The organism is Prosthecodimorpha staleyi, from assembly GCF_018729455.1.
Classification (GTDB): domain Bacteria; phylum Pseudomonadota; class Alphaproteobacteria; order Rhizobiales; family Ancalomicrobiaceae; genus Prosthecodimorpha; species Prosthecodimorpha staleyi.
On the sequence record NZ_JAHHZF010000004.1, the window covers coordinates 312,618 to 331,831 of the forward strand.

Annotated in this window: 18 protein-coding genes; 9 read left to right on the top strand and 9 right to left on the bottom strand. The window is 68.1% G+C overall.

Going from position 1 to position 19,214, the window contains the following annotated elements:
• The first annotated feature begins 5 nt into the window (after positions 1-5).
• From KL771_RS09845 to KL771_RS09855, 3 genes are all read left to right on the top strand, one after another.
• The gene (locus KL771_RS09845; protein ID WP_261968361.1) at positions 6-506 is read left to right on the top strand and encodes a TRAP transporter small permease; all 501 of its coding nucleotides are present in this window, start codon (positions 6-8) and stop codon (positions 504-506) included.
• Positions 507-518: 12 nt separating this feature from the next.
• On the top strand, positions 519-1,838 hold the full coding sequence (locus KL771_RS09850) for a TRAP transporter large permease (protein WP_315901493.1): 1,320 nt from the start codon (positions 519-521) through the stop codon (positions 1,836-1,838).
• Between the two features lie 77 nt (positions 1,839-1,915).
• The gene (locus KL771_RS09855) at positions 1,916-2,701 is read left to right on the top strand and encodes an aspartate/glutamate racemase family protein (RefSeq protein WP_261968362.1); all 786 of its coding nucleotides are present in this window, start codon (positions 1,916-1,918) and stop codon (positions 2,699-2,701) included.
• A 43-nt stretch (positions 2,702-2,744) separates the two neighbouring features.
• Here KL771_RS09855 and KL771_RS09860 read toward each other — a convergent pair whose 3' ends face one another.
• The 6 genes from KL771_RS09860 to KL771_RS09885 all read right to left on the bottom strand — a co-directional run bounded on the left by KL771_RS09860 (position 2,745) and on the right by KL771_RS09885 (position 9,564).
• Positions 2,745-4,073, bottom strand: a complete 1,329-nt coding sequence (locus KL771_RS09860; protein ID WP_261968363.1) for an NAD(P)/FAD-dependent oxidoreductase — start codon at positions 4,071-4,073, stop codon at positions 2,745-2,747.
• A gap of 53 nt (positions 4,074-4,126) precedes the next feature.
• Positions 4,127-5,092 (bottom strand): agmatinase, encoded by a 966-nt coding sequence (gene speB / locus KL771_RS09865; protein ID WP_261968364.1) that lies wholly within the window; start codon positions 5,090-5,092, stop codon positions 4,127-4,129.
• Between the two features lie 25 nt (positions 5,093-5,117).
• Positions 5,118-5,942 (bottom strand): ABC transporter permease, encoded by an 825-nt coding sequence (locus tag KL771_RS09870; protein ID WP_261968365.1) that lies wholly within the window; start codon positions 5,940-5,942, stop codon positions 5,118-5,120.
• A gap of 4 nt (positions 5,943-5,946) precedes the next feature.
• Positions 5,947-7,209, bottom strand: a complete 1,263-nt coding sequence (locus KL771_RS09875) for an ABC transporter permease (protein WP_261968366.1) — start codon at positions 7,207-7,209, stop codon at positions 5,947-5,949.
• A 110-nt stretch (positions 7,210-7,319) separates the two neighbouring features.
• Positions 7,320-8,366, bottom strand: a complete 1,047-nt coding sequence (locus KL771_RS09880; RefSeq protein WP_261968367.1) for an ABC transporter substrate-binding protein — start codon at positions 8,364-8,366, stop codon at positions 7,320-7,322.
• Between the two features lie 103 nt (positions 8,367-8,469).
• Positions 8,470-9,564, bottom strand: a complete 1,095-nt coding sequence (locus KL771_RS09885) for an ABC transporter ATP-binding protein (RefSeq protein WP_261968368.1) — start codon at positions 9,562-9,564, stop codon at positions 8,470-8,472.
• A gap of 604 nt (positions 9,565-10,168) precedes the next feature.
• Here KL771_RS09885 and KL771_RS09890 point away from each other — a divergent pair.
• A complete protein-coding gene (locus KL771_RS09890; RefSeq protein ID WP_261968369.1) occupies positions 10,169-11,047 on the top strand; it encodes a LysR family transcriptional regulator in 879 nt (292 codons plus the stop codon).
• 15 nt (positions 11,048-11,062) lie between these two features.
• Here KL771_RS09890 and KL771_RS09895 read toward each other — a convergent pair whose 3' ends face one another.
• The 3 genes from KL771_RS09895 to KL771_RS09905 all read right to left on the bottom strand — a co-directional run bounded on the left by KL771_RS09895 (position 11,063) and on the right by KL771_RS09905 (position 14,451).
• Complete coding sequence (locus KL771_RS09895; protein ID WP_261968370.1) at positions 11,063-12,355, bottom strand: NAD(P)/FAD-dependent oxidoreductase; 1,293 nt, start codon at positions 12,353-12,355, stop codon at positions 11,063-11,065.
• A 122-nt stretch (positions 12,356-12,477) separates the two neighbouring features.
• Complete coding sequence (locus KL771_RS09900; protein WP_390866574.1) at positions 12,478-13,722, bottom strand: M24 family metallopeptidase; 1,245 nt, start codon at positions 13,720-13,722, stop codon at positions 12,478-12,480.
• Positions 13,723-13,833: 111 nt separating this feature from the next.
• Entirely contained in the window at positions 13,834-14,451 is a 618-nt protein-coding gene (locus KL771_RS09905; RefSeq protein WP_261968371.1) for a DapH/DapD/GlmU-related protein, read from the bottom strand.
• A gap of 172 nt (positions 14,452-14,623) precedes the next feature.
• Between KL771_RS09905 and phnC the strand changes: the two genes are divergently transcribed.
• The 5 genes from phnC to phnG all read left to right on the top strand — a co-directional run bounded on the left by phnC (position 14,624) and on the right by phnG (position 19,211).
• Positions 14,624-15,424: a phosphonate ABC transporter ATP-binding protein gene (gene phnC / locus KL771_RS09910; protein WP_261968372.1), complete on the top strand. Its 801-nt coding sequence runs from the start codon at positions 14,624-14,626 to the stop codon at positions 15,422-15,424.
• Positions 15,425-15,486: 62 nt separating this feature from the next.
• Positions 15,487-16,401: a phosphonate ABC transporter substrate-binding protein gene (gene phnD, locus KL771_RS09915; protein ID WP_261968373.1), complete on the top strand. Its 915-nt coding sequence runs from the start codon at positions 15,487-15,489 to the stop codon at positions 16,399-16,401.
• A gap of 182 nt (positions 16,402-16,583) precedes the next feature.
• Positions 16,584-17,471 (top strand): phosphonate ABC transporter, permease protein PhnE, encoded by an 888-nt coding sequence (gene phnE, locus KL771_RS09920; RefSeq protein ID WP_261968374.1) that lies wholly within the window; start codon positions 16,584-16,586, stop codon positions 17,469-17,471.
• A 401-nt stretch (positions 17,472-17,872) separates the two neighbouring features.
• A complete protein-coding gene (phnE, locus tag KL771_RS09925) occupies positions 17,873-18,682 on the top strand; it encodes a phosphonate ABC transporter, permease protein PhnE (protein WP_261968549.1) in 810 nt (269 codons plus the stop codon).
• 67 nt (positions 18,683-18,749) lie between these two features.
• Complete coding sequence (phnG, locus tag KL771_RS09930; RefSeq protein WP_261968375.1) at positions 18,750-19,211, top strand: phosphonate C-P lyase system protein PhnG; 462 nt, start codon at positions 18,750-18,752, stop codon at positions 19,209-19,211.
• Positions 19,212-19,214 lie beyond the last annotated feature (3 nt).

Consider the following 19,214-nt stretch of genomic DNA (forward strand, 5'->3'; position numbering starts at 1 on the left):
CCCGCATGCGCCCCGTGTCCCGCACCTACGATGCCCTGATCTACGGCCTCGCCGTCGCGGCCGCGGCCAGCCTCGCCTTCATCACGCTGGCCATCGTGGCCGACGTGATGGTGCGCAATCTCGGCGGCCGGCCGTTCCGCTGGACCAGCGCCACCGTCGAATATGTCCTGCTCTTCTCGACCATGGCGGGCTCGCCCTGGCTGGTGCGCAACGGCGGCCACGTCGCCATCACGACCTTCATCGAGATGCTGCCCAAGGCGCTGCACGACGCGCTCGGCCGCCTGGTGATCCTCTCCTGCGCGGCCATCTCGGGCCTGATCGCCTGGCGGGCGCTGGCGCTCGCACTGGAGGAATACCGCTCCGGCTCGCTCGACATGCGCTCGATCACCCTGCCCGGCTGGCTCACCTACGCCATGATCGGGGTCGGCATGGCGCTGATCGCGCTCGAACTTCTGCGCCTGATCGCCGTCGGCCGCGTCCGCGCGGGCGAAGGCGAGCGGCACTGAGGGGAGGCGGACATGATCGATTGGGCCCTGGCCGCGAGCCTGATGTTCGGCGGCGTGCTCCTCTTCCTCGGCATCGGCATGCCGGTCGCCTTCGCGTTCTTCTCCATCAACATCGTCGGCGTCGTCGTCTTCATGGGCGGCCTCGCCGGAATCGACCAGATGATCGCCAACGCGACCGACGCGGTCACCACCTTCACGCTCGCACCGGTGCCGCTCTTCGTCATCATGGGCGAACTGTTCTTCCATACCGGCCTGGCGATGCGGGTCTTCGACGCGCTCGACAAGTGGATGGGCAACATCCGCGGCCGGCTGACCTACCTGACCATCGGCGGCGGCACGCTGTTCGCGGCGCTGTCGGGCTCCTCGCTCGCCAACACCGCCCTGCTCGGCGCCCTGATGGTGCCGGAGATGCTGAAGCGGGGCTACAAGCCCTACATTATCAACGGGCCGATCCTGTCGACCGGCGGCCTCGCCATGATCATCCCGCCCTCGTCGCTGGCGGTGCTGCTCGCCTCGCTCGCCCGGCTCGATGTCGGTGCACTGCTGATGGCCGGCGTCATCCCGGGCGTGATCCTGGCCAGCATGTATGTCGCCATGGTGCGCATCCAGCTCGCCCTCGATCCCGACGCGGCGCCGGCCTACGACGTGCCGCGCGCCAGCTGGGCGGAGAAGATCCGGGCGCTGGTCGTCAACGTGCTGCCGATGGGCCTGGTCGTCTTCGCGGTGATCGGGCTGATCCTGCTCGGCTGGGCGACGCCGTCGGAAGCGGCCGCCTTCGGCACCGTCTCGGTCGTCGTGCTCGCGATCCTCTATCGCTGCCTGACCTGGACGGCGATCGTCCGCTCGATGAAGGGCGCCCTGGCGGTCACCGCCATGACCTTCTTCATCCTGCTCGGCTCGACCACCTTCTCGCAGATCGTCGCCTATACGGGCGCGACCACCAGCATCATCAAGATCGCGCTCGGCTACGACCTCAGCCCCTATATGCTGCTGCTCCTGATGCTGCTCGCCCTGCTGGTGCTCGGCATGTTCATGGACCAGCTGTCCATGATGATGCTGACCATCCCGATCTTCTTCCCGCTGATCATCCAGCTCGGCTTCGAGCCGATCTGGTTCGGGCTCGTGATGCTGCTGGCGCTCGAACTGTCGCTCGCCACGCCGCCCTTCGGGCTTCTGCTGTTCATCATGGTCGGGGTCGGGCCACCGGGCACGCGGCTCGGCGCGGTCGCGCTGGCGGCGATGCCCTATATCGGCTGCACGCTGCTGCTGATCCTGATCCTGACCGCCTTCCCCGACATCGCACTCTGGCTGCCCAACCATATCGCGAAGTAGCTGGCGTCCTCGTTCTGCGCAGGAATGCCGTCACCATCTCGAAACCCAATCGGACGCCTTGCCGGGGGGAAATCGTCATGACCAAACCGATGCGCATCTGGTATCAGAGCTATGTCGACTACGAGCACGGCAAGACCTACTGGGATCGGTTGCGCCTGCATCTGAAGGACATCGTCGACGAGGGCACGACCGTCGACATCCACGGCATCACGCCGCACGACAACTACGCCCACGCGATCGTCGAACTCCGCTGTGCCCGCGAGGTGATCTGCAACGCTGTCCGGGCCGAGCGGGAGGGCTACGACGCCTTCGTGATCGGGCATTTCCAGGATGCCGGGCTCTACGAGGCGCGCTCGGTGGTCGACATTCCGGTCGTCGCCCTCGGCGAAGCCTCGATGCTCTATGCCGCCCAGCTCGGGCAGCGCACCGGCATCGTGACCATCAACACGCGCTTCATCCCGTGGTTTCACCACCAGATCGGCAAATACGGGCTGAAGGAGCGCGTGACCGGGGTCCACGCCATGCAGTTCGAGCCCGGCCAGATCCTGCGCGCCTACGAATCCGAGGATCTGGCGCGCGAGGTCGAGGCCCTGTTCGAGGCGCAGGCCAAGCCGCTGGTGGCGTCGGGGTGCGACGTGCTCATTCCCGGCGGCGGCATCCCGATGCTGCTGTTCTCAGCGCTGAAGAACCACGCCGTCGACGGCGCACCGGTGATCAACGGCATTCCCATCGTGGTCAAGATGGCCGAGATGGCGGTCAAGCTGCGCCGCCTGACCGGCCTCGGCGCGTCCCGGACCTCGGACTTCATCAAGCCGCCGCCGGAAATCATCGAGGAATTCATGGCCAACCCGAAGGGCCTCTGACCGCGACCCCGGATCGCGCCGCACCGACCGAAGGCGCCCCGCGCTACAGGCCGCCGATCGGGCGGGCGCGGGAGCCGTCGGTGAAGCGGGCGAAGCGATAGGGGACGGGATCGACGATCGGCGGCGCGCCGGTGGCGAGTTCGGCGGCGAGCTGGCCGGCGGCGGGTCCGATGCCGAAGCCGTGGCCGGAGAAGCCGGTCGCGATGACGAGGCCCGGCAGCGCGTCGACGGGCGAGATGACCGGCACGGCATCCGGCGTCGCATCGATGAAGCCGGCCCAGGTCTGTGCAATCCGCGCCTTGGCGAAGCCCGGGAAGGCCGCCGTCAGCCGGCCGAGGCCGCGCTGCAGGGCGGCCCGGTCGGGCTCGGGATCGAGGATGCGGACGCTTTCGAAGACGCTCTTGCGGTCGAGCGGCGCCGGCTTCCAGGTCGCCGCCTCGTCGAAGAAACGGGCGCCGAGGCGGAGCTTGTAGTTGCGGAACTCCATCAGGGCGAGCGGCGCGAAGTCGACGAGAAAACGGAAGCTGTCCGGGGTGATCTCGGCGACGCTCGAATGGCCGTCGGCGATGGTGTAGCCGCCGTCGAGCCGCTTGCGGAAGGCGAAGTCGCCCGCCCACATGGCGGTCTCGGGCAGCCCGTCGAGCGGGTCGGTGCGCAGCACCGAGGAGCGCACCTTCAACTGCGGCAGGCGGATGCCGGCGCCGCGGGCGAGCAGGCTGGTCCAGGCCCCGGCCGCGTAGATCACGGCCTTGCAGCGGATGGTGCCATGCTCGGTGACCACGGCCGAGACGCGGCCGGCGGTGGTCTCGACACCGCGCACCGCGCAGCCCTCGCGCACGATCGCGCCCTTGCGCCGGGCGGACGCCACGATCGCCGGCACCGCCTTTTGCGGCTCCGCCCGTCCGTCCGAGGCCGAATAGAGCCCGCCCGCATAGGCCCGGCCGCCGGGGAAGAGCTCGGCCATCTCGGCCTTGCCGAGAAGGCGGGTATCGAGCCCGTTCGGGCGGGCGCAGTCGTTCAGCCACTGTTCGCGGCGGGCGACCTCGGCCTCGGTCTCGCAGGAATAGCAGATGCCGGAATGGCGGAAGCCGGTCTCGCCGTTGATGCGCCGGTCCATGCCGTCCCACAGCCGGATCGCGTGGTCGACCAGCGGCACCTCGCGCGGATCGCGGCCGGTGACGCGGCACCAGCCCCAGTTCCGGCTCGATTGCTCGCCGGCCAGCACGCCCTTCTCGCACAGGACCGTCGGGATGCCGGCCTCGGCCAGCCAGAGCGCCGCCGAGGCGCCGATGATGCCGCCGCCAACGACGACCACGTCGGTCTCGGGCGGCAGGGCGTGGTCGGTCTCGACCGCTTCGATCGTCGGTCCCATCCTGTCCGGTCCGTCCTGTGCTTGTGAGAGGCGCCGCGCGGTCAAAGGCCCGATCAGGCCCCGGCCTTGCGCTTCGCCTCGAAGATGTAGCCGAGGAAGTTGAGCAGCACCTGGGCGGCGAGGAAACCCGTGATTCCGCTGGGGTCGTATGCGGGCGCGACCTCGACCAGGTCGATGCCGACCACCGCGTGGCTTGCCGCCAGCGCCTGCAGGATCTCCATCACCTCATAGTAGAGGAAGCCGCCATGACTCGGCGTGCCGGTGCCGGGCGCGATCGACGGGTCGAAGCCGTCGATGTCGATGGTCACGTAGACGCGCGCGCCGGCCGGAATGGTCGCCAGCACGGCATCACGGCCGGCCTTGCGCACCTGGCGCACCGACAGGATGGTCGACCCGCGCGACCGGGCGTCCTCGTAGCCCTCGCGGGCGGTCGAGGAGACGTTGCGGATGCCGATCTGGGTCAGGCCGGTGACATGGGCCTGCTCGGCGGCGCGGCGCATCGGGTTGCCGTGGCCCTCCGTCACGCCATGTCGCACGTCGACGAAGTCGAGATGGGCGTCGATCTGCAGGATGTGGATCGGCCCATGCTCCGAGAAGGCGCGGATGCAGGGAATGTTGATGGCATGATCCCCGCCGAGCACCACCGGCAGGGCGCCGGCGGCGAGGATCTTGCGCACCGCCAGTTCGGCATTGGCGTGGCTGCGGACCGTGTCGGTATGGACGATGTCGGCGTCGCCGGCATCGACGATGCGGACCTGGTCGAGCGGCAGGTAGGTGGCGTCGTCCTCGTGGTCGTAGGCGCCGCCATGGCCGAAGGAGAACAGCGTCGAGGCCTCGCGGATGGCGCGCGGCCCGAAGCGGGCGCCGGACCGGTACTGGGTGCCCATGTCGTAGGGAATGCCGAGCACCGCCACGTCGGCGTCGATGGCGTCCCAATCGGTGACGATCGGGCGCTTGCCGAAGGTGCAGTGACCGACGAAGGGCAGGTCGAGGCGGCCCTTTTCGTAGCCGTGGCTCATGGGATGGGGCTCCGGAATGGGGGGATCAGCGGCCGCGGGCAAGGCGCTCCGAGCGGCGGCGCAGCAGTTCGAGCGTCGTCATCAGGAGGGCGGCGAAGACGATCAGGAAGGTGGCGGCGGCGGTGATGGTCGGCGAGATCTGCTCGCGGATGCCGGAGAACATCTGCCGCGGCAGCGTCCTCTGCTCGGGGCTCGCCAGGAACAGCGCGACGACGACCTCGTCCCAGGAGGTGACGAAGGCGAACAGCGCGCCGGAGACCACGCCGGGCGCGATGATCGGCAGGGTCACGATCCGGAACACCGTCCAGGGCGCGGCGCCGAGGCTGGCGGCGGCGCGGGTCAGCGAGCGGTCGAAGCCGGTCAGCGTCGCCGTGACGGTGATCACCACGAAGGGCGTCGACAGCGCCGTATGGGCCAGGATCAGGCCGAGATAGCTGTTGTTGAGGCCGACCAGCGCATAGGCGAAATACATCGCCACGGCGGTGATGACCACCGGCACGACCATCGGGGAGATCAGGATCGACATGATCAGCCCGCGATAGGGCAGGTTGCCGCGCGACAAGCCGAGGGCGGCGAGCGTGCCGAGGGTGGTCGCCAGCAGCGTCGAGGCGAAGCCGACGATGGCGCTGTTCTTGATCGCCACCACCCAGCGCTCGTTGCCGAAGAAGTCCTCGTACCAGCGCAACGAGAGCCCCGGCAGCGGATAGGTGAACCACGGCTCGCTCGAGAAGGAGAGCGGCACGATGACCAGGATCGGCGTCACCAGGAAGATGAAGACGAGGACGCAGAAGCCGAGATAGGCGGCGTGGGTCAGGCGCTCGCCGCGCGAGGCATAGGACGGAAGAGCCATGTCGCTACCCGAGCTTGACCTTGTCGATGCCGACGAGGCGGTTGAAGATCGCGTAGAACACCATGGTCACCGCCAGGAGCACGGCGCCGAGTGCCGAGGCCTGGCCCCAGTTCAGCTCGCGGTTGGTGTAGAGCGCGACGAAATAGCTGATCATCTGGTCGAGCGGACCGCCGACCAGGGCCGGGGTGATGTAATAGCCGAGCGACAGGATGAAGGTGAGCAGGCAGCCGGCGCCGACCCCGGGCAGCGTCTGCGGCATGTAAACCCGCGTGAAGGCATAGACCGGGCCGGCACCGAGAGAGCGCGCAGCGCGCATATGGGCCGGCGAGATGCCCTTCATCACGCTGTAGATCGGCAGCACCGTGAACGGCAGCTGGATGTGGGTCATCGCCAGGACGGTGCCGAAGCGATTGTAGATCAGCTGGATGCGCTCATCGAGCAGCCCGAGCCAGACCATCACGTCGTTGAGCACGCCGTTGGTCTGCAGGAGCACCACCCAGGCGGTGGTGCGCACCAGGATCGAGGTGGTGAAGGGCAGCAGCACCAGGAGCATCAGGAGATTGGCGTGGCGCGGCGGCAGGCTCGCCAGCAGATGGGCGATCGGATAGCCGAGCACCAGCGTCGAGACCGTCACCAGGAGGCTGATCCAGAGCGTGCGGAACAGCACGTCGAGGAAGATCGCCTGGTCTGGCACCTGGCGGGTCAGGGCGCCGGTCTGGTCGAGGCGCAGGTCGACGGCGGAGAGCAGGTAGAACGCCGTCATCGGCTGGCCGATCCGCTTCAGCGCCGACCAGAAGACCGGGTCAGTCCATTGCGGGTCGCTCTTCTCGAAGATCGGCTTCCAGGGACCGCCGGCCGGGGCGCGTTCCAGTTCGCGGCCGACCTTGAGGAATTTCGAGCGGGCGCCCGGGATCTCGTAGTTGACGCGCTTGCCGACGAGGCCGGTGGTGCGCGCCTTCTGGGCTGCGATCAGGTCGGCGGCGAGCGCGGCGAAGACGGGTTCTTCGGGAACGCCGCCCTGGGTCCAGCCCTTCATGGCGGCGACGGTCGCCGGCAGGGTCTCGGCCACCTCGGGATTGTCGATCGCCCGGTAGAGCATGAAGCCGAGAGGGATGCAGAAGCTGGCGACGATGAACAGGAGCAGCGGCGTGACCAGCGCGAGGGAGACCAGCCGGCTGCGGCGTTCCGCCCGGGCGAGGCTCGCCTTCAGCGAAAGGCCGTCCGGTCCGGTGCCGGCGGCAAGGGCAGGGGCGGTCGTTGAGCTCATTCCGGTCCTCGGTCGCCCGGCAGGGCGGGATGCGGATGGGGAGGCCGGCCCGGGCCGCGCCGATGGGCGGTCCGGGCCGAAGGATCCGTCAGATCGAAGCCGTCATCCGATCACTGGGCGAGCCAGGTGTTGAAGCGCTTGCGCAGTTCCTCGCCGTTGTCGCCCCAGAAGACCGGGTCGTTGGCGAGAGCGGTCTTGGCGTTTTCCGGCGCGGTCGGCAGATCCTTCAGGATGTCCGGCGCGATATGCGGCGTCGCGGCGGCGAGAGCCGGGCCGTAGGAGATGTACTTGGTCTGCTCGGCCTGCTGCTCGGGCGAGGAGGCGAACTGCAGGAACGCATAGGTCGCGTCGAGACTCTTCACGCCCTTCGGGATCGCCCACAGGTCCCAGTCCTGCAACTGGCCGTCCCAGACGATCTTGAAGTTGCGCTTGTCGGTCTTGTTGGCGCCGAAGATGCGGCCGTTCCAGGCGGTCGCCATCACCACCTCGCCGGAGGCGAGCAGCTGCGGCGGCTGCGCGCCGGCCTCCCACCAGACGACGTCCTTCTTGATGGTGTCGAGCTTCTTGAAGGCGCGATCGACGCCTTCCTTGGTCTTCAGCACCTCGTAGACCTTGTCGACCGGAACGCCGTCGGCCATCAGGGCGAATTCGAGATTGCCGAACGGGGTCTTCTGCAGGGCGCGCTTGCCCGGCCACTTCTTGGTGTCGAACAGGTCGCCGATGGTCTTCGGGCCGTCCTTGATCTTGTCAGCGTCATAGGCATAGATCGTCGAATAGATGATCGTCGGCACGGCGCATTCGAAGGTCGAGCCCTTCACGAACTTGTCCTTGCCGCCGAACTTGGAATAGTCGATCTGCAGCAGGATGCCTTCGTCGCAGCCCTGCTGCGCCGTGGCGGCATCGACGTCGATGGCGTCCCAGGTGGTCTTGCCGGATTCGACCATGGCGCGGATCTTGGAGATCTCGCCGTTATACTCTTCCTGAGTGATCTTGATCTTGGTCTTCGCCGTATAGGGCTTGAAGTAGGCCTCGTCCTGGCTCTTCTGGTAGGCTCCGCCCCAGGAGGTGATGGTCAGATCCTGGGCGAATGCCGAACCCGCGCCGAGGGTCAGCGCGGCCAGCGCCAGGGCGGCCGTACGGATGGTCGTCTTGGACATGAATTCAGTTCCCCTTTGAAGGCCCCGAAGGGCGCGCGCTGCATTTCGAGCCGGTTGAGGCCGGCATTCCCCGGAGCGGCACGGGCCCGCGCCCGTGCCGGATTCAACCGACGGCGTCGAGCGCCCGGCAATCGTCCGAGCGCCAGCCGATGCGGACCGGCGCGCCGACGGCGAGCGACGGCCGATCGTCGGAATTGTGCACCTTGACGACGAAGTCGCGGACGCCGCCGAAGGCGACGCGCACCCGCAGATGGTCGCCGTGGAAGATCAGTTCCTCGACAGTCGCGTCGAAGATGTTCGACACCGAGCCGGGCGCCGGCTCGATGCGGACCCGCTCCGGACGGATCGACAGCGTCGAGCGGGCGCCGGCGACCGCCTGTTCGACCGCGGTCGCCAGGATCGCGGTGCCGTCCTCGAGCCGGACGCGGCATTGGCCGCCGTCGCGCTCATCGACCGTGCCGGTCATGCGGTTGTTCTCGCCGATGAACTGGGCCACGAAGGAGTTGGACGGGCGCTCGTAGATCTCGTCCGGCGGCGCGACCTGCTGGATCGCGCCCTCGTTGAAGACGGCGACCCGGTCCGACATGGTCAGCGCCTCGGATTGGTCGTGGGTCACGTAGACCACGGTGACGCCGAGCCGCTCGTGGATGTGGCGGATCTCCATCTGCATGTGCTCGCGCAGCTGCTTGTCGAGCGCGCCGAGCGGCTCGTCCATCAGGACCAGCTTGGGTTCGAAGACGAGGGCACGGGCGAGCGCCACGCGCTGCTGCTGGCCACCGGACAGCTGGCCGGGGCGCCGCGCCGTGAACGAGGTCAGATGCACCATGTCGAGGGCGCGCTTGACCCGCTCGAAGATGGCCGGCCCGGCCACGTTGCGCACCCGGAGCGGGAAAGCGACATTCTCGGCGACGGTCATGTGCGGAAACAGGGCATAGTTCTGGAACACCATGCCGATGTCGCGCTTCTCCGGCGGCACCCGGTTGAGCGGCCGGCCGTCCAGCGTGATGGTGCCGTGGGTCGGCGCCTCGAAGCCGGCCAGCATCATCAGGGATGTCGTCTTGCCCGAACCGGACGGCCCGAGCAGCGTCAGGAACTCGCCGCGGGCGATCTCCAGGTTGAGATTCTTCACGACCAGCGTTTCGCCGTCGTATGTCTTCTGGACGCCGGAGAATTCGACAAAGGGATCCGCCCTGCTCACGTTCAAAGTCCCCGATCCTGCACTGCGGGATACTGCCTCCCGACCATGGCGACCCAGATCGGTCGCCCAAGTCTCCGGGTCGAATTCCGTATCGCCGGCGACCCGCACTGCATGTTGCATGCCATTCGGTCCTTCGTACTCAATCCCGCCGGCAGGCCCGCCAATCATGGCAGCGGCGACTTCGGTTCGAAGCATGCCGGACACTCCGGCATCCGACGAAATGAGAATCCTAAATCTCCCGATAAGCGTTCGATATTCATTGGAATCAAAGGCATTTTGGCGCCTTTACTCTGTCCGATCAGAAGACATGCCCGCCCAATGCCTGGGCATCCGCGGGTGCGCCTCCGCCAACGGAGGCGCGGAATGGTCGGCCGCCAAAGGCTGACCCACGGGCCCCGCAGGCATGAGATTCCATACATGAAATCAAAAGGTTGAAGGCCAGTATTCGGGAGACCGGCGGGAACCGTCCGTCGCGATCGCCCCACCTGAAACCCAAGCGTGGCCTTGGCCACACAATGCTCAGAATCCGTGCACCGTGCCGACTGCCGCTTCGGCTTGCACGGGACGGCGGCCCATGGTGTCATCGTCGCGACCGGAGACCCTCATGCGCAACATCCCGACCGACCTTCTCAGGGCCTTCGTGACCGTGATCGACCTGAAGGGATATACCCGCGCGGGCGAGCGGCTCGGGCGGTCCCAGCCGGCCATCAGCCTGCAGATCAAGCGCCTGCAGGACCTGATCGGGGCACCGCTCTTCGAAAAGGATTCCGGCGGCACGCTGTTGACCGAGAACGGGCAGCTGGTCGCCAATTATGCGCGCCGCATCCTGTCGCTGAACGATGAACTGGTCGTCAAGCTGTCGCGCCGGCAGCTCGGCGGGCGGCTCAAGATCGGCCTGCCCAACGACTATGCCGACCATTTCCTGCCGCTGCTCCTGGCCGACCGGCATGCCCGCAGCGAAGGTGCCGGTTTCGATGTCGTGTGCGATCTCTCCGTCAATCTGTTCTCGGCCTTCCGGGAGGGCGGCTTCGATCTGATCGTCGCCATGTCGGAGGGCAGCGCCGCGGAAGGGGCCTGGATGTCCTGGCGCCAGCCGCTGTCCTGGGTCGGGCTGCCGGACGAAGCGGTCGACGAGGACGGCGTCCTGCGGCTGGTCGCCTATCCGGAGGGCTGCCTGTATCGGCGCGCGATGCTCGCGGCGCTGCAGCGCGACGGCCGGGCCTACGACATCGTCTATACCAGCCCGAGCCTTGCCGGGCTGGAGGCCGCGCTGACCACCGGCTTCGGCGTTACGGCCTTCTCGCGCGACATCCTGCCGCCGAAGCTGGTCGGTCTCGCCCGCCCGGCGTCCGGCATGCCGGCGCTGACCGATCTGGTCGCCGGCATCTATCTGCGCCCCGGCAAGGCCTCCGCCCATATCGAATCGCTGGCCGCGCGGATCGCCGACCTGTTCGCCGCCTCGGCGCACGACATGGTGGCGTGACGGGATCGCAGCGGCTCAGAAGCCGAGCCGTTCCTTCAGCAGGCCCCAGGCGAGCGCGGTCTTCACGCCGACCGGCCAGAACGGATGGAACCGCATCGGCGTGACGGGCGTGACCGGCAGCGGCAGATCCTCGGGCCGGGCGCCGGCGATGCGCTCCGCAAGAATCCGGCCCATCGCGGTCGCCATGGCGACGCCGCGGCCATTGTAGCCGAGCCCGATATGAAGGTTCGGCGCCGGCTCGTGCAGATGCGGCAGATGGTCGGCCGTGACCGCGACGCGGCCGTTCCAGACCTGACGCCATTCCGCGGTCCGCAGCGCGGGGAAGAGCTCCAGCGCATGGGCGACGAGGCCGCGATAGTCGGCCGGGTCGGCACTGTCGCGCGGTACGCTGCGCCCGCCCATCAGGAAGCGGCCGGCCGCGTCGAGCCGGTAGTAGGCATAGCGCGCCGAGATCTCGTAGAGCACCGGCCGCGCCGGCAGGATGGCGGCGGCGACCTCGGGCGGCAGCGGCGCGGTCGCCGCGATGGCGCTGAAGACCGGCGCGACGGTCGCCTTCAGGCGCGGCCAGAGCCCGTCCGTATAGCCGTTGGTGGCGAGAACGACATGATCGGCCGTCACGGTGCCGCTGGGGGTTTCGAGCCTCCAGCCAGAGCCGGCCGGGACGAGGCGGGTCACCGGTGCGCCGCTCGCCACCGTCGCGCCGGCCCGGATCGCGGCCTCGGCCAGGCCCCGGGCATAGCCGAGCGGGTTGACGCTGCCGCCGCGCCGGTCGAGCGAGACGCCCCGATAGGCCAGGGTGCCGGTGATGGCGGCCGCGGCCGGCGCGTCCAGCCATTCGACGGGAGCACGCCGCCGCGCCCAGCCTTCGGCGGCGGCACGGACCGAGCGTTCCGAGCGGTCGTTGACGGCCGCCCGCAGGGTGCCGCCGCGCACCGCCTCGCAGGCGATCGCGTGGCGGGCGATCAGGTCGAAGACCAGGTCGGGTGCGCCACCGCCGAGCGCCGCCATGGCGCCGCCGCGCTCCGGGCCGAAGGCGGCCTCCAGCTCGTCCGGTTCCCATTTGAGCCCCGGATTGACCTGCCCGCCATTGCGCCCCGAGGCGCCCCAGCCGGGTTCGTGGGCCTCCAGAACCAGGGCCTCGATGCCGCGTTCGGCCAGGTGCAGCGCGGTCGACAGTCCCGTGAAGCCGCCGCCGACGATCGCGACGGAGGCCCGGCGATCGCCGTCGAGCCGGGTTTCCGGCGGCGCCGGGCGGGCGGTTTCGGCATAAAGGGAGGCAGGCAGGGGCTGTCGCGTCGGCGCGGTCATGCGGATGTCCATCGTCGGGCCGGGGCGGCCACCAGGATCGGGTGCCGCCCACGCAAGGCCCGTGCCGGCCGCCCGGCGGTCGAGCCAGCCGCCCGCCTCCACTTCGGCGGCCGACGCCGCGCTCAGGCGCGCAGGATGTTGTGCGCCGGGCCGAACGGGAAGCCGGTGATGTTCTCGGCGCCGGTCTCGCGGATGACCAGGATGTCGTGCTCGCGGTAGCCGCCCGCGCCCGGCAGGCCTTCCGGGATCGACAGCATCGGTTCCATCGAGACGACCATGCCGGGCGCCAGCACCGTGTCGATGTCCTCGCGCAGTTCCACCCCGGCCTCACGCCCGTAATAGTGGCTGAGCACCCCGAAGGAATGGCCGTAGCCGAAGGAGCGGAAGCCGAGCAGGCCGTGCTGGCGATAGATCTCGTTCAGCTCGCGGGCCACGTCGGAGCAGCGCGCGCCCGGCCGGATCAGTTCGAGCCCGCGCCGATGGACCGCGCAGTTGATCTCCCAGATGCGCAGATGCTCGTCGGAGGCATGTTCGCAGAACAGCGTCCGTTCCAGCGCCGTGTAGTAGCCGGCGATCATCGGGAAACAGTTGAGCGACAGGATGTCGCCCGGCTGCACGGCGCGCGAGGTGACCGGATTGTGGGCACCGTCGGTGTTGATGCCGGACTGGAACCAGACCCAGGTATCCATCAGTTCCGCGTGCGGGAAGGTGCGGGCGATCTCGCGCACCATGGCCTGCGTCCCGGCGAGCGCGACCTCGTGCTCGCGCACCCCGGCCCGGACCGCGTTGCAAACTGCGGCGCCGCCGAGATCGGCGATGCGCGCGCCCTGGCGGATCAGCGCGATCTCCTCCTCGGATTTCAACGTCCGCATCCACATGGTCGGCTTGCCGAGATCGACGAATTCGGCGCCCGGGAAGGCCTCCTGCATGGCCTTGTAGAAGTCGAGATTGATGTGGTCGAACTCGAGGCCGATCCGCTTCGCGGCAGGCAGTTCCTGCTGCAGGGCGTGGAAATAGTTGTCCCGGCGCCAGTCCGTATAGGTGATGTTGTCGCCGAAGCTGCGGCGATAGGGCTGGCCGGCATCGATGCCGGCCGTGACCGTGACCGCCTTGGCGTCGGTGACGACGAGCGCGTAGCGGCGGCCGAAGGAGCAGTACAGGAAGTCGGAATAGTAGTTGATGTTGTGGTAGCTGGTCAGGACCGCCGCATCGAGCTTCAGATCGGCCAGCACCGCGCGCAGCCCGTCCTGGCGCCGCTGCATCTCGCCGGCCGAGAAGGTCGGCACGACCTTGTCGCCATTATGCATGGTCTGGAGGCGGCGAAGTTCGTTCGGCGCCTGCAAGGTCGTTTCGATCGGAGCGTTCATTGGCCTGTCCATCGCGGTTGATGGGCCGGATGCTATCGGCAGACCCGTCCGGACCGCGATTTGAAGTGCCTATGCGGCCATTAATTCGGGCCTGCGGCGTCTCGCCGCCGATCAGCCGCCATGGGCTTCCAGGAAGGCCTCGACCGACAGGGCGCGGAACTGCGGCAGGGCCGCGTGCAGGCGTTCGTGGCTCCAGTCCCACCAGGCGAGCGCTTGCAGCCTGTCCGCGATCGCCTCGGGAAAGCGGCGCTTGACGACGCGCGCCGGGACGCCGGCCACGATCGTGTAGGGCGTGACATCCTTGGTCACCACCGCCCCAGCCGCCACCACCGCGCCGGTGCCGATGCTGCGGCCCGGCAGGATTATGGCGCCGTGGCCGATCCAGACATCGTGGCCGAGCGTGACCGGCTGCGACCGGCGCCAGTCGAAGAAGGCGTCCTCGTCCGGCTCGTCCGGGAAATAGGCCGAGGCGCGGTAGGTGAAATGCGCCTGGGTGGCGCGGTGCATCTGATGATTGCCCGGATTGATCCGGGTCATGGCCGCGATCGAGCAGAACTTGCCGATCCGCGTGTAGATGATGTTGGAATCGTTGACCACGTAGGAATAGTCGCCGAGCGCGCTTTCGGCGAAGGCGGTGCGGGCGCCGATCTCGGTGTAACGGCCGAGTTCGGCATCGCGCACCGAGGCTGTCGGGTGGATCAGCGGCGCGTGGCCGAGGGTCTTGGTCATGGCGGGGCTCCGTCGAAAGATCGCGCGCTGGTGCGCCCGTCCGATGACGCTCCGATGACGCCCCAGGGTGGACAGCAGGCGGACGGCGGGCGGCTCCGGCCTCGCATGTCACTAAAGCGTTGCCGAGCACGGGTAGCTGTTGGTCCCGACCAAACGGGTCCGGGAGACTGCCATGCTCGTCATCGAAGGCCTGACGCGACGTTTCGGCACCAAGGCAGCCGTCGACGACGTGTCGCTGGAGATCCCGGCCGGCAGCTTCGTCGGCGTGATCGGCCGGTCCGGCGCCGGCAAGTCGACCCTGCTTCGGCTGATCAACCGCCTCAACGACCCGACCGCCGGGCGGATCCGCTTCGGCGATCGCGACGTGACCGCGCTCAATGGCGCGGCGCTGCGGGCCTGGCGCGCCGACTGCGCCATGATCTTCCAGCAGTTCAATCTGGTCGGCCGGCTCGACGTGCTGACCAATGTGCTGCTCGGCCGGCTCAACAAGGTCTCGACCGGCACTTCCGTGCTGCGCCTGTGGAGCGCGGACGACCGGGCCATCGCGCTTTCGGCCCTCGACAGCTTCGACATGGGCAGCTTCGCGCATCAACGCGCGGAGAGCCTGTCCGGCGGCCAGCAGCAGCGCGTGGCGATCGCCCGCGCCCTGGTTCAGGAACCCAAGATCCTGCTCGCCGACGAGCCGATCGCCTCGCTCGATCCGCGCAACACCAAGCTGGTCATGGATGCGCTGCAGCGCATCAACAAGGAATTCGGCATCACCGTCCTGTGCAACCTGCATTCCCTCGATCTGGCGCGCGCCTATTGCGACCGGCTCGTCGGCATGGCGGCCGGCAAGGTGGTGTTCGACGGCCGGGGCTTTGACCTGACCGACGACGTGGCGCGCCGGCTCTACGGGCTGGAGGCCGGCGACGTGGTCGACGAGACGGTCCCCGTGGCGCCCAAGGCCGAGCGCGAAAAGGCCTTTGCCTGACGCCGGCCGATCCCAGTCCTTCCGTTTCCGTTTCTGCCGATCCCCAAAGGAGATCCGAACCCATGATCAATCGTCGCGCCGTTCTCGGCACCCTCGCCGCCACGCTCGCCTTCGCGGCCGGCCCCGCCATCGCCCAGGACTGGAAGGCCAAGTATCCCGAGCTGGTCTTCGCCATCGTCCCGTCCGAGAACGCCTCCGGCGTGACCGACCGCTTCCAGCCCTTCATGGACTATCTGTCGCGCGAGATCGGCACCAAGGTCACCCTGCGCGTCGCGCAGGACTATGCGGCCCTGATCGAAGGCCAGAAGGCCGGCCAGATCCATATCGGTTACTACGGCCCGTCCAGCTTCGCCCGCGCGCTGATGATCGGCTCCAAGATCGACGCCTTCGCGATCGAAGTCTCCAAGGGCGGCGTCAAGGGCTACTACTCCGTCTTCTACGTGAAGAAGGACAGCCCCTATACCAAGATCGAAGACCTGAAGGGCAAGAATCTCGGCCTGGTCGATCCGAACTCGACCTCGGGCAACAACGTCCCGCGCTTCGCGCTCGACAAGATGAAGATCGATCCGGAAACCTTCTTCAGCAAGGTCGTCTATACCGGCAGCCATGAGAATGCCGTGATCGCGCTCGGCCAGGGAACGGTCGATGTCGCCGCCAACTGGTTGAATGCGGACGACGATTCCAATCTGACCCGCATGGCGACCAAGGGGATGGTCAAGGCCGAGGATTTCCGCGTGATCTTCAAGTCGGACATGATCGTGAATTCGCCGATCGCCTATCCGACCAATCTGCCGGAAGACCTGAAGGCCAAGATCCGCGATGCCTTCATGAACGCGGCCAAGAAGGACAAGGCGGCCTTCGATCGCATCTCCGACGGCAAGAACGAGCCGTTCGAACCGACCGACAACAAGGCCTATCAGCCGATCGTCGACCTCAACAAGTTCGTCGACGAACTGCGCAAGAAGAAGGCTTCGTGAGATTGCGAACCGCGCCACTGCCCCGGCGCGGTGCGATCCTTTCATCTAGCTATTGCTCGATCGAAATTGCAGGCGGCGGGCCCTGACGGGCCCGCCCACCTCTTGCGGCCGGTGGATCCATCTACCGGTCGCCCTTCCCGTCAGGCCGTTCCCGGCCTCGGCCGAACCGACGAACCGGATCCATGCGCGCCGACACGCTTCCCCGCCTCGATCCCGCCGTCCGCGACCGTCTGGAACGCGGCTATCAGGAGGCCACCGCGGCGCGGCGTCGGCGGACTCTGACCGGCTTCGGCCTGCTGGTGGCGGCGATCCTGCTGGCCGGCTGGCTCGCCGATGTCCAGCCCGCGAAACTGTTCGCCAATTTCGGCAGCTTCACGAAATACATCCACGACATCCTGCCGGTGCTGCGCCTCGACACCGCCGATACCGGCGTCGCCGAATGGTATTGGGGCTGGAAGCGCTGGCTGCGGCAGCTGGGCGAAACGCTGCTGATCGCCTATGTGGGTACGCTGGTCGGGGCGCTGGGCGCCTTCCTGCTGTCCTTCGCGGCGGCCGGCAATCTGGTCCGCTCGCCGGCCCTGCGCTTCGCCGCCCGGCGCTATCTCGAATTCTGCCGCACAGTCCCGGAGATCGTTTTCGCGCTGATCTTCGTGGTCGCCTTCGGGCTAGGGCCGGTGCCGGGCGTGTTGGCCATCGCCATCCACACGATGGGGGCGCTCGGCAAGCTCTTTTCCGAAGTCGTCGAAAACATCGACATGAAACCGGTCGAAGGTCTCGTCTCCACGGGCGCCGGTTTCGTTGAGACGGTCCGCTTCGCGGTCCTGCCGCAGATCCTGACCAACTATGCCAGCTACATGCTGTTGCGCTTCGAGGTCAATGTCCGCGGCGCGGCCATCATGGGCTATGTCGGCGCCGGCGGTATCGGTCAGGACTTGGTCGAGGCGATCCGGAAGTTCTACTACACCGACGTGAGCGCCATCCTGCTCATGATCATCATCACCGTGGTGGCGATCGACATGCTGACCGAAACCCTGCGGCATCGCGTTCTCGGCGCGGAGGGTGGCCGATGACGGCGCCGGTCGTGCCGCAAAGCCCCTTTTCCGATCGCCATTTCGATCGGGCCGCCATCATGGCGCGCTACCCCGACGAGTTCCCCGCCGCGGGGTTCTCCCTGGCGACCGCACTGGCCGCCTTGGTGGCGATCGGCGGTATCGTGTCGGCTCTGGTCCTCGTCGCCGGGATCACGCCCGTCGGGCTCGGCCTTGCCGTCCTGGGGGCCGGCCAGTCGGTCGCCGGTGGCCTGGGCGAGGCCGGGCAGGGCCTTGTGGCGGCCATCTCCGCGCTCTTCGCCGGCGATCTTGCGGCGGCTGGAGGGGCCATGGCGTCCGGCCTCGGCGCCATCGTCACGCGCGTGATCGCCCCGCTCGCCTTCGCGGCGGCGGTGCCGTTCCTGCTCTATGTCCTGTTCGTGATCGTCGATGCCTTTCGGGCATCCGGATCGAGCCGGGCCCAGACGCTCCTGGTCTTCGGCCTGCTGGTCTCGCTGGTGATCGTCGGCCTCGGCGTGATGGGCTTCTCGATCGCGCGGATCGCGGCCGGGATGTCGCAACTCGGCGTCTTCGCCAAGCTGATGCTGCCGCCCGACTGGGGATCGTCCTCCAAGCTGGCGCTCTATGTGCATGCCCTCGGCGAGACGCTGGCGATCGCCTTCCTCGGCACCCTGATCGCCGCCACGCTGGCCTTTCCGTTCGGCTTCCTGGCCGCGCGCAATGCGGTCCCGGTCTGGCTCGTGCGCTTCGTCACCCGGCGGACCTTCGATACGCTGCGCGGCGTCGACACGCTGATCTGGGCGCTGATCTGGATCAACGTCGTCGGCCTCGGCCCCTTCGCGGGGGTGCTCGCGATCATGTCGTCGGATTTCGGCGCCTTCGGCAAGCTCTTTTCCGAAGCGATCGAGACCGCGGACCGCAAGCCTGTCGAGGGCGTGCTGTCCGCCGGCGGCTCGCGCCTGCACGCCGTCCGCTTCGGCATCCTGCCGCAGATCCTGCCGGTGATCCTGAGCCAGGTGCTCTACTACTTCGAATCCAACACCCGCTCGGCAACCATCATCGGCATCGTCGGGGCCGGCGGCATCGGCCTGCATCTGTCCGAGGCCATCCGGACGCTGGAATGGCAGCAGGTCTCCTTCCTGGTGCTGATGGTTCTTGTCACCGTCGCGGTGATCGACATGCTGTCGCAGCGCCTGCGCTTCGCCATCATCGGCGAGCGCCGGGCGGTCTGAAACATCCCGGGCGTCATCGCATCGTCATGGCAAGGCGGCACACCCGTCGCGCCGAACGGAGAGGGCGATGACTGGTTCCGACATCGATTCCGATGCAACTGCGCGCCGCCGCGCCATGGCGGCCTTCGCGGCCGCAACCCCAGCCGAACTGGCCGTTGCATTGGATGCGGACGCGATCGCGCAGGCGCGTGACCTGCGCCCGGCGGCGGCCGGTCTCGTCATGGTGCGCGGCCGGATCGGCGGCGATGGACCCGCCTTCAATCTGGGCGAGGCGACCGTAGCCCGGGCGAGCGTCCGGCTCGATGGCGGGCGAACCGGTCACGCCTATCGGCTCGGCCGCGATACCGACGCTGCCCGGCTGGCCGCGATCGCCGACGCACTCTGGCAGGACCCGGCCCGCCGCCCCGCGATCGAGGCGGCACTCGTCACCGCCGTCGAGGCCAGGCTGGCGGCGGCGGACGAGGCAGCCTCCCGCCGGGCCGCCGCAACCCGGGTCGACTTCTTCACCATGGTCCGCGGCGAGGATTGAGAT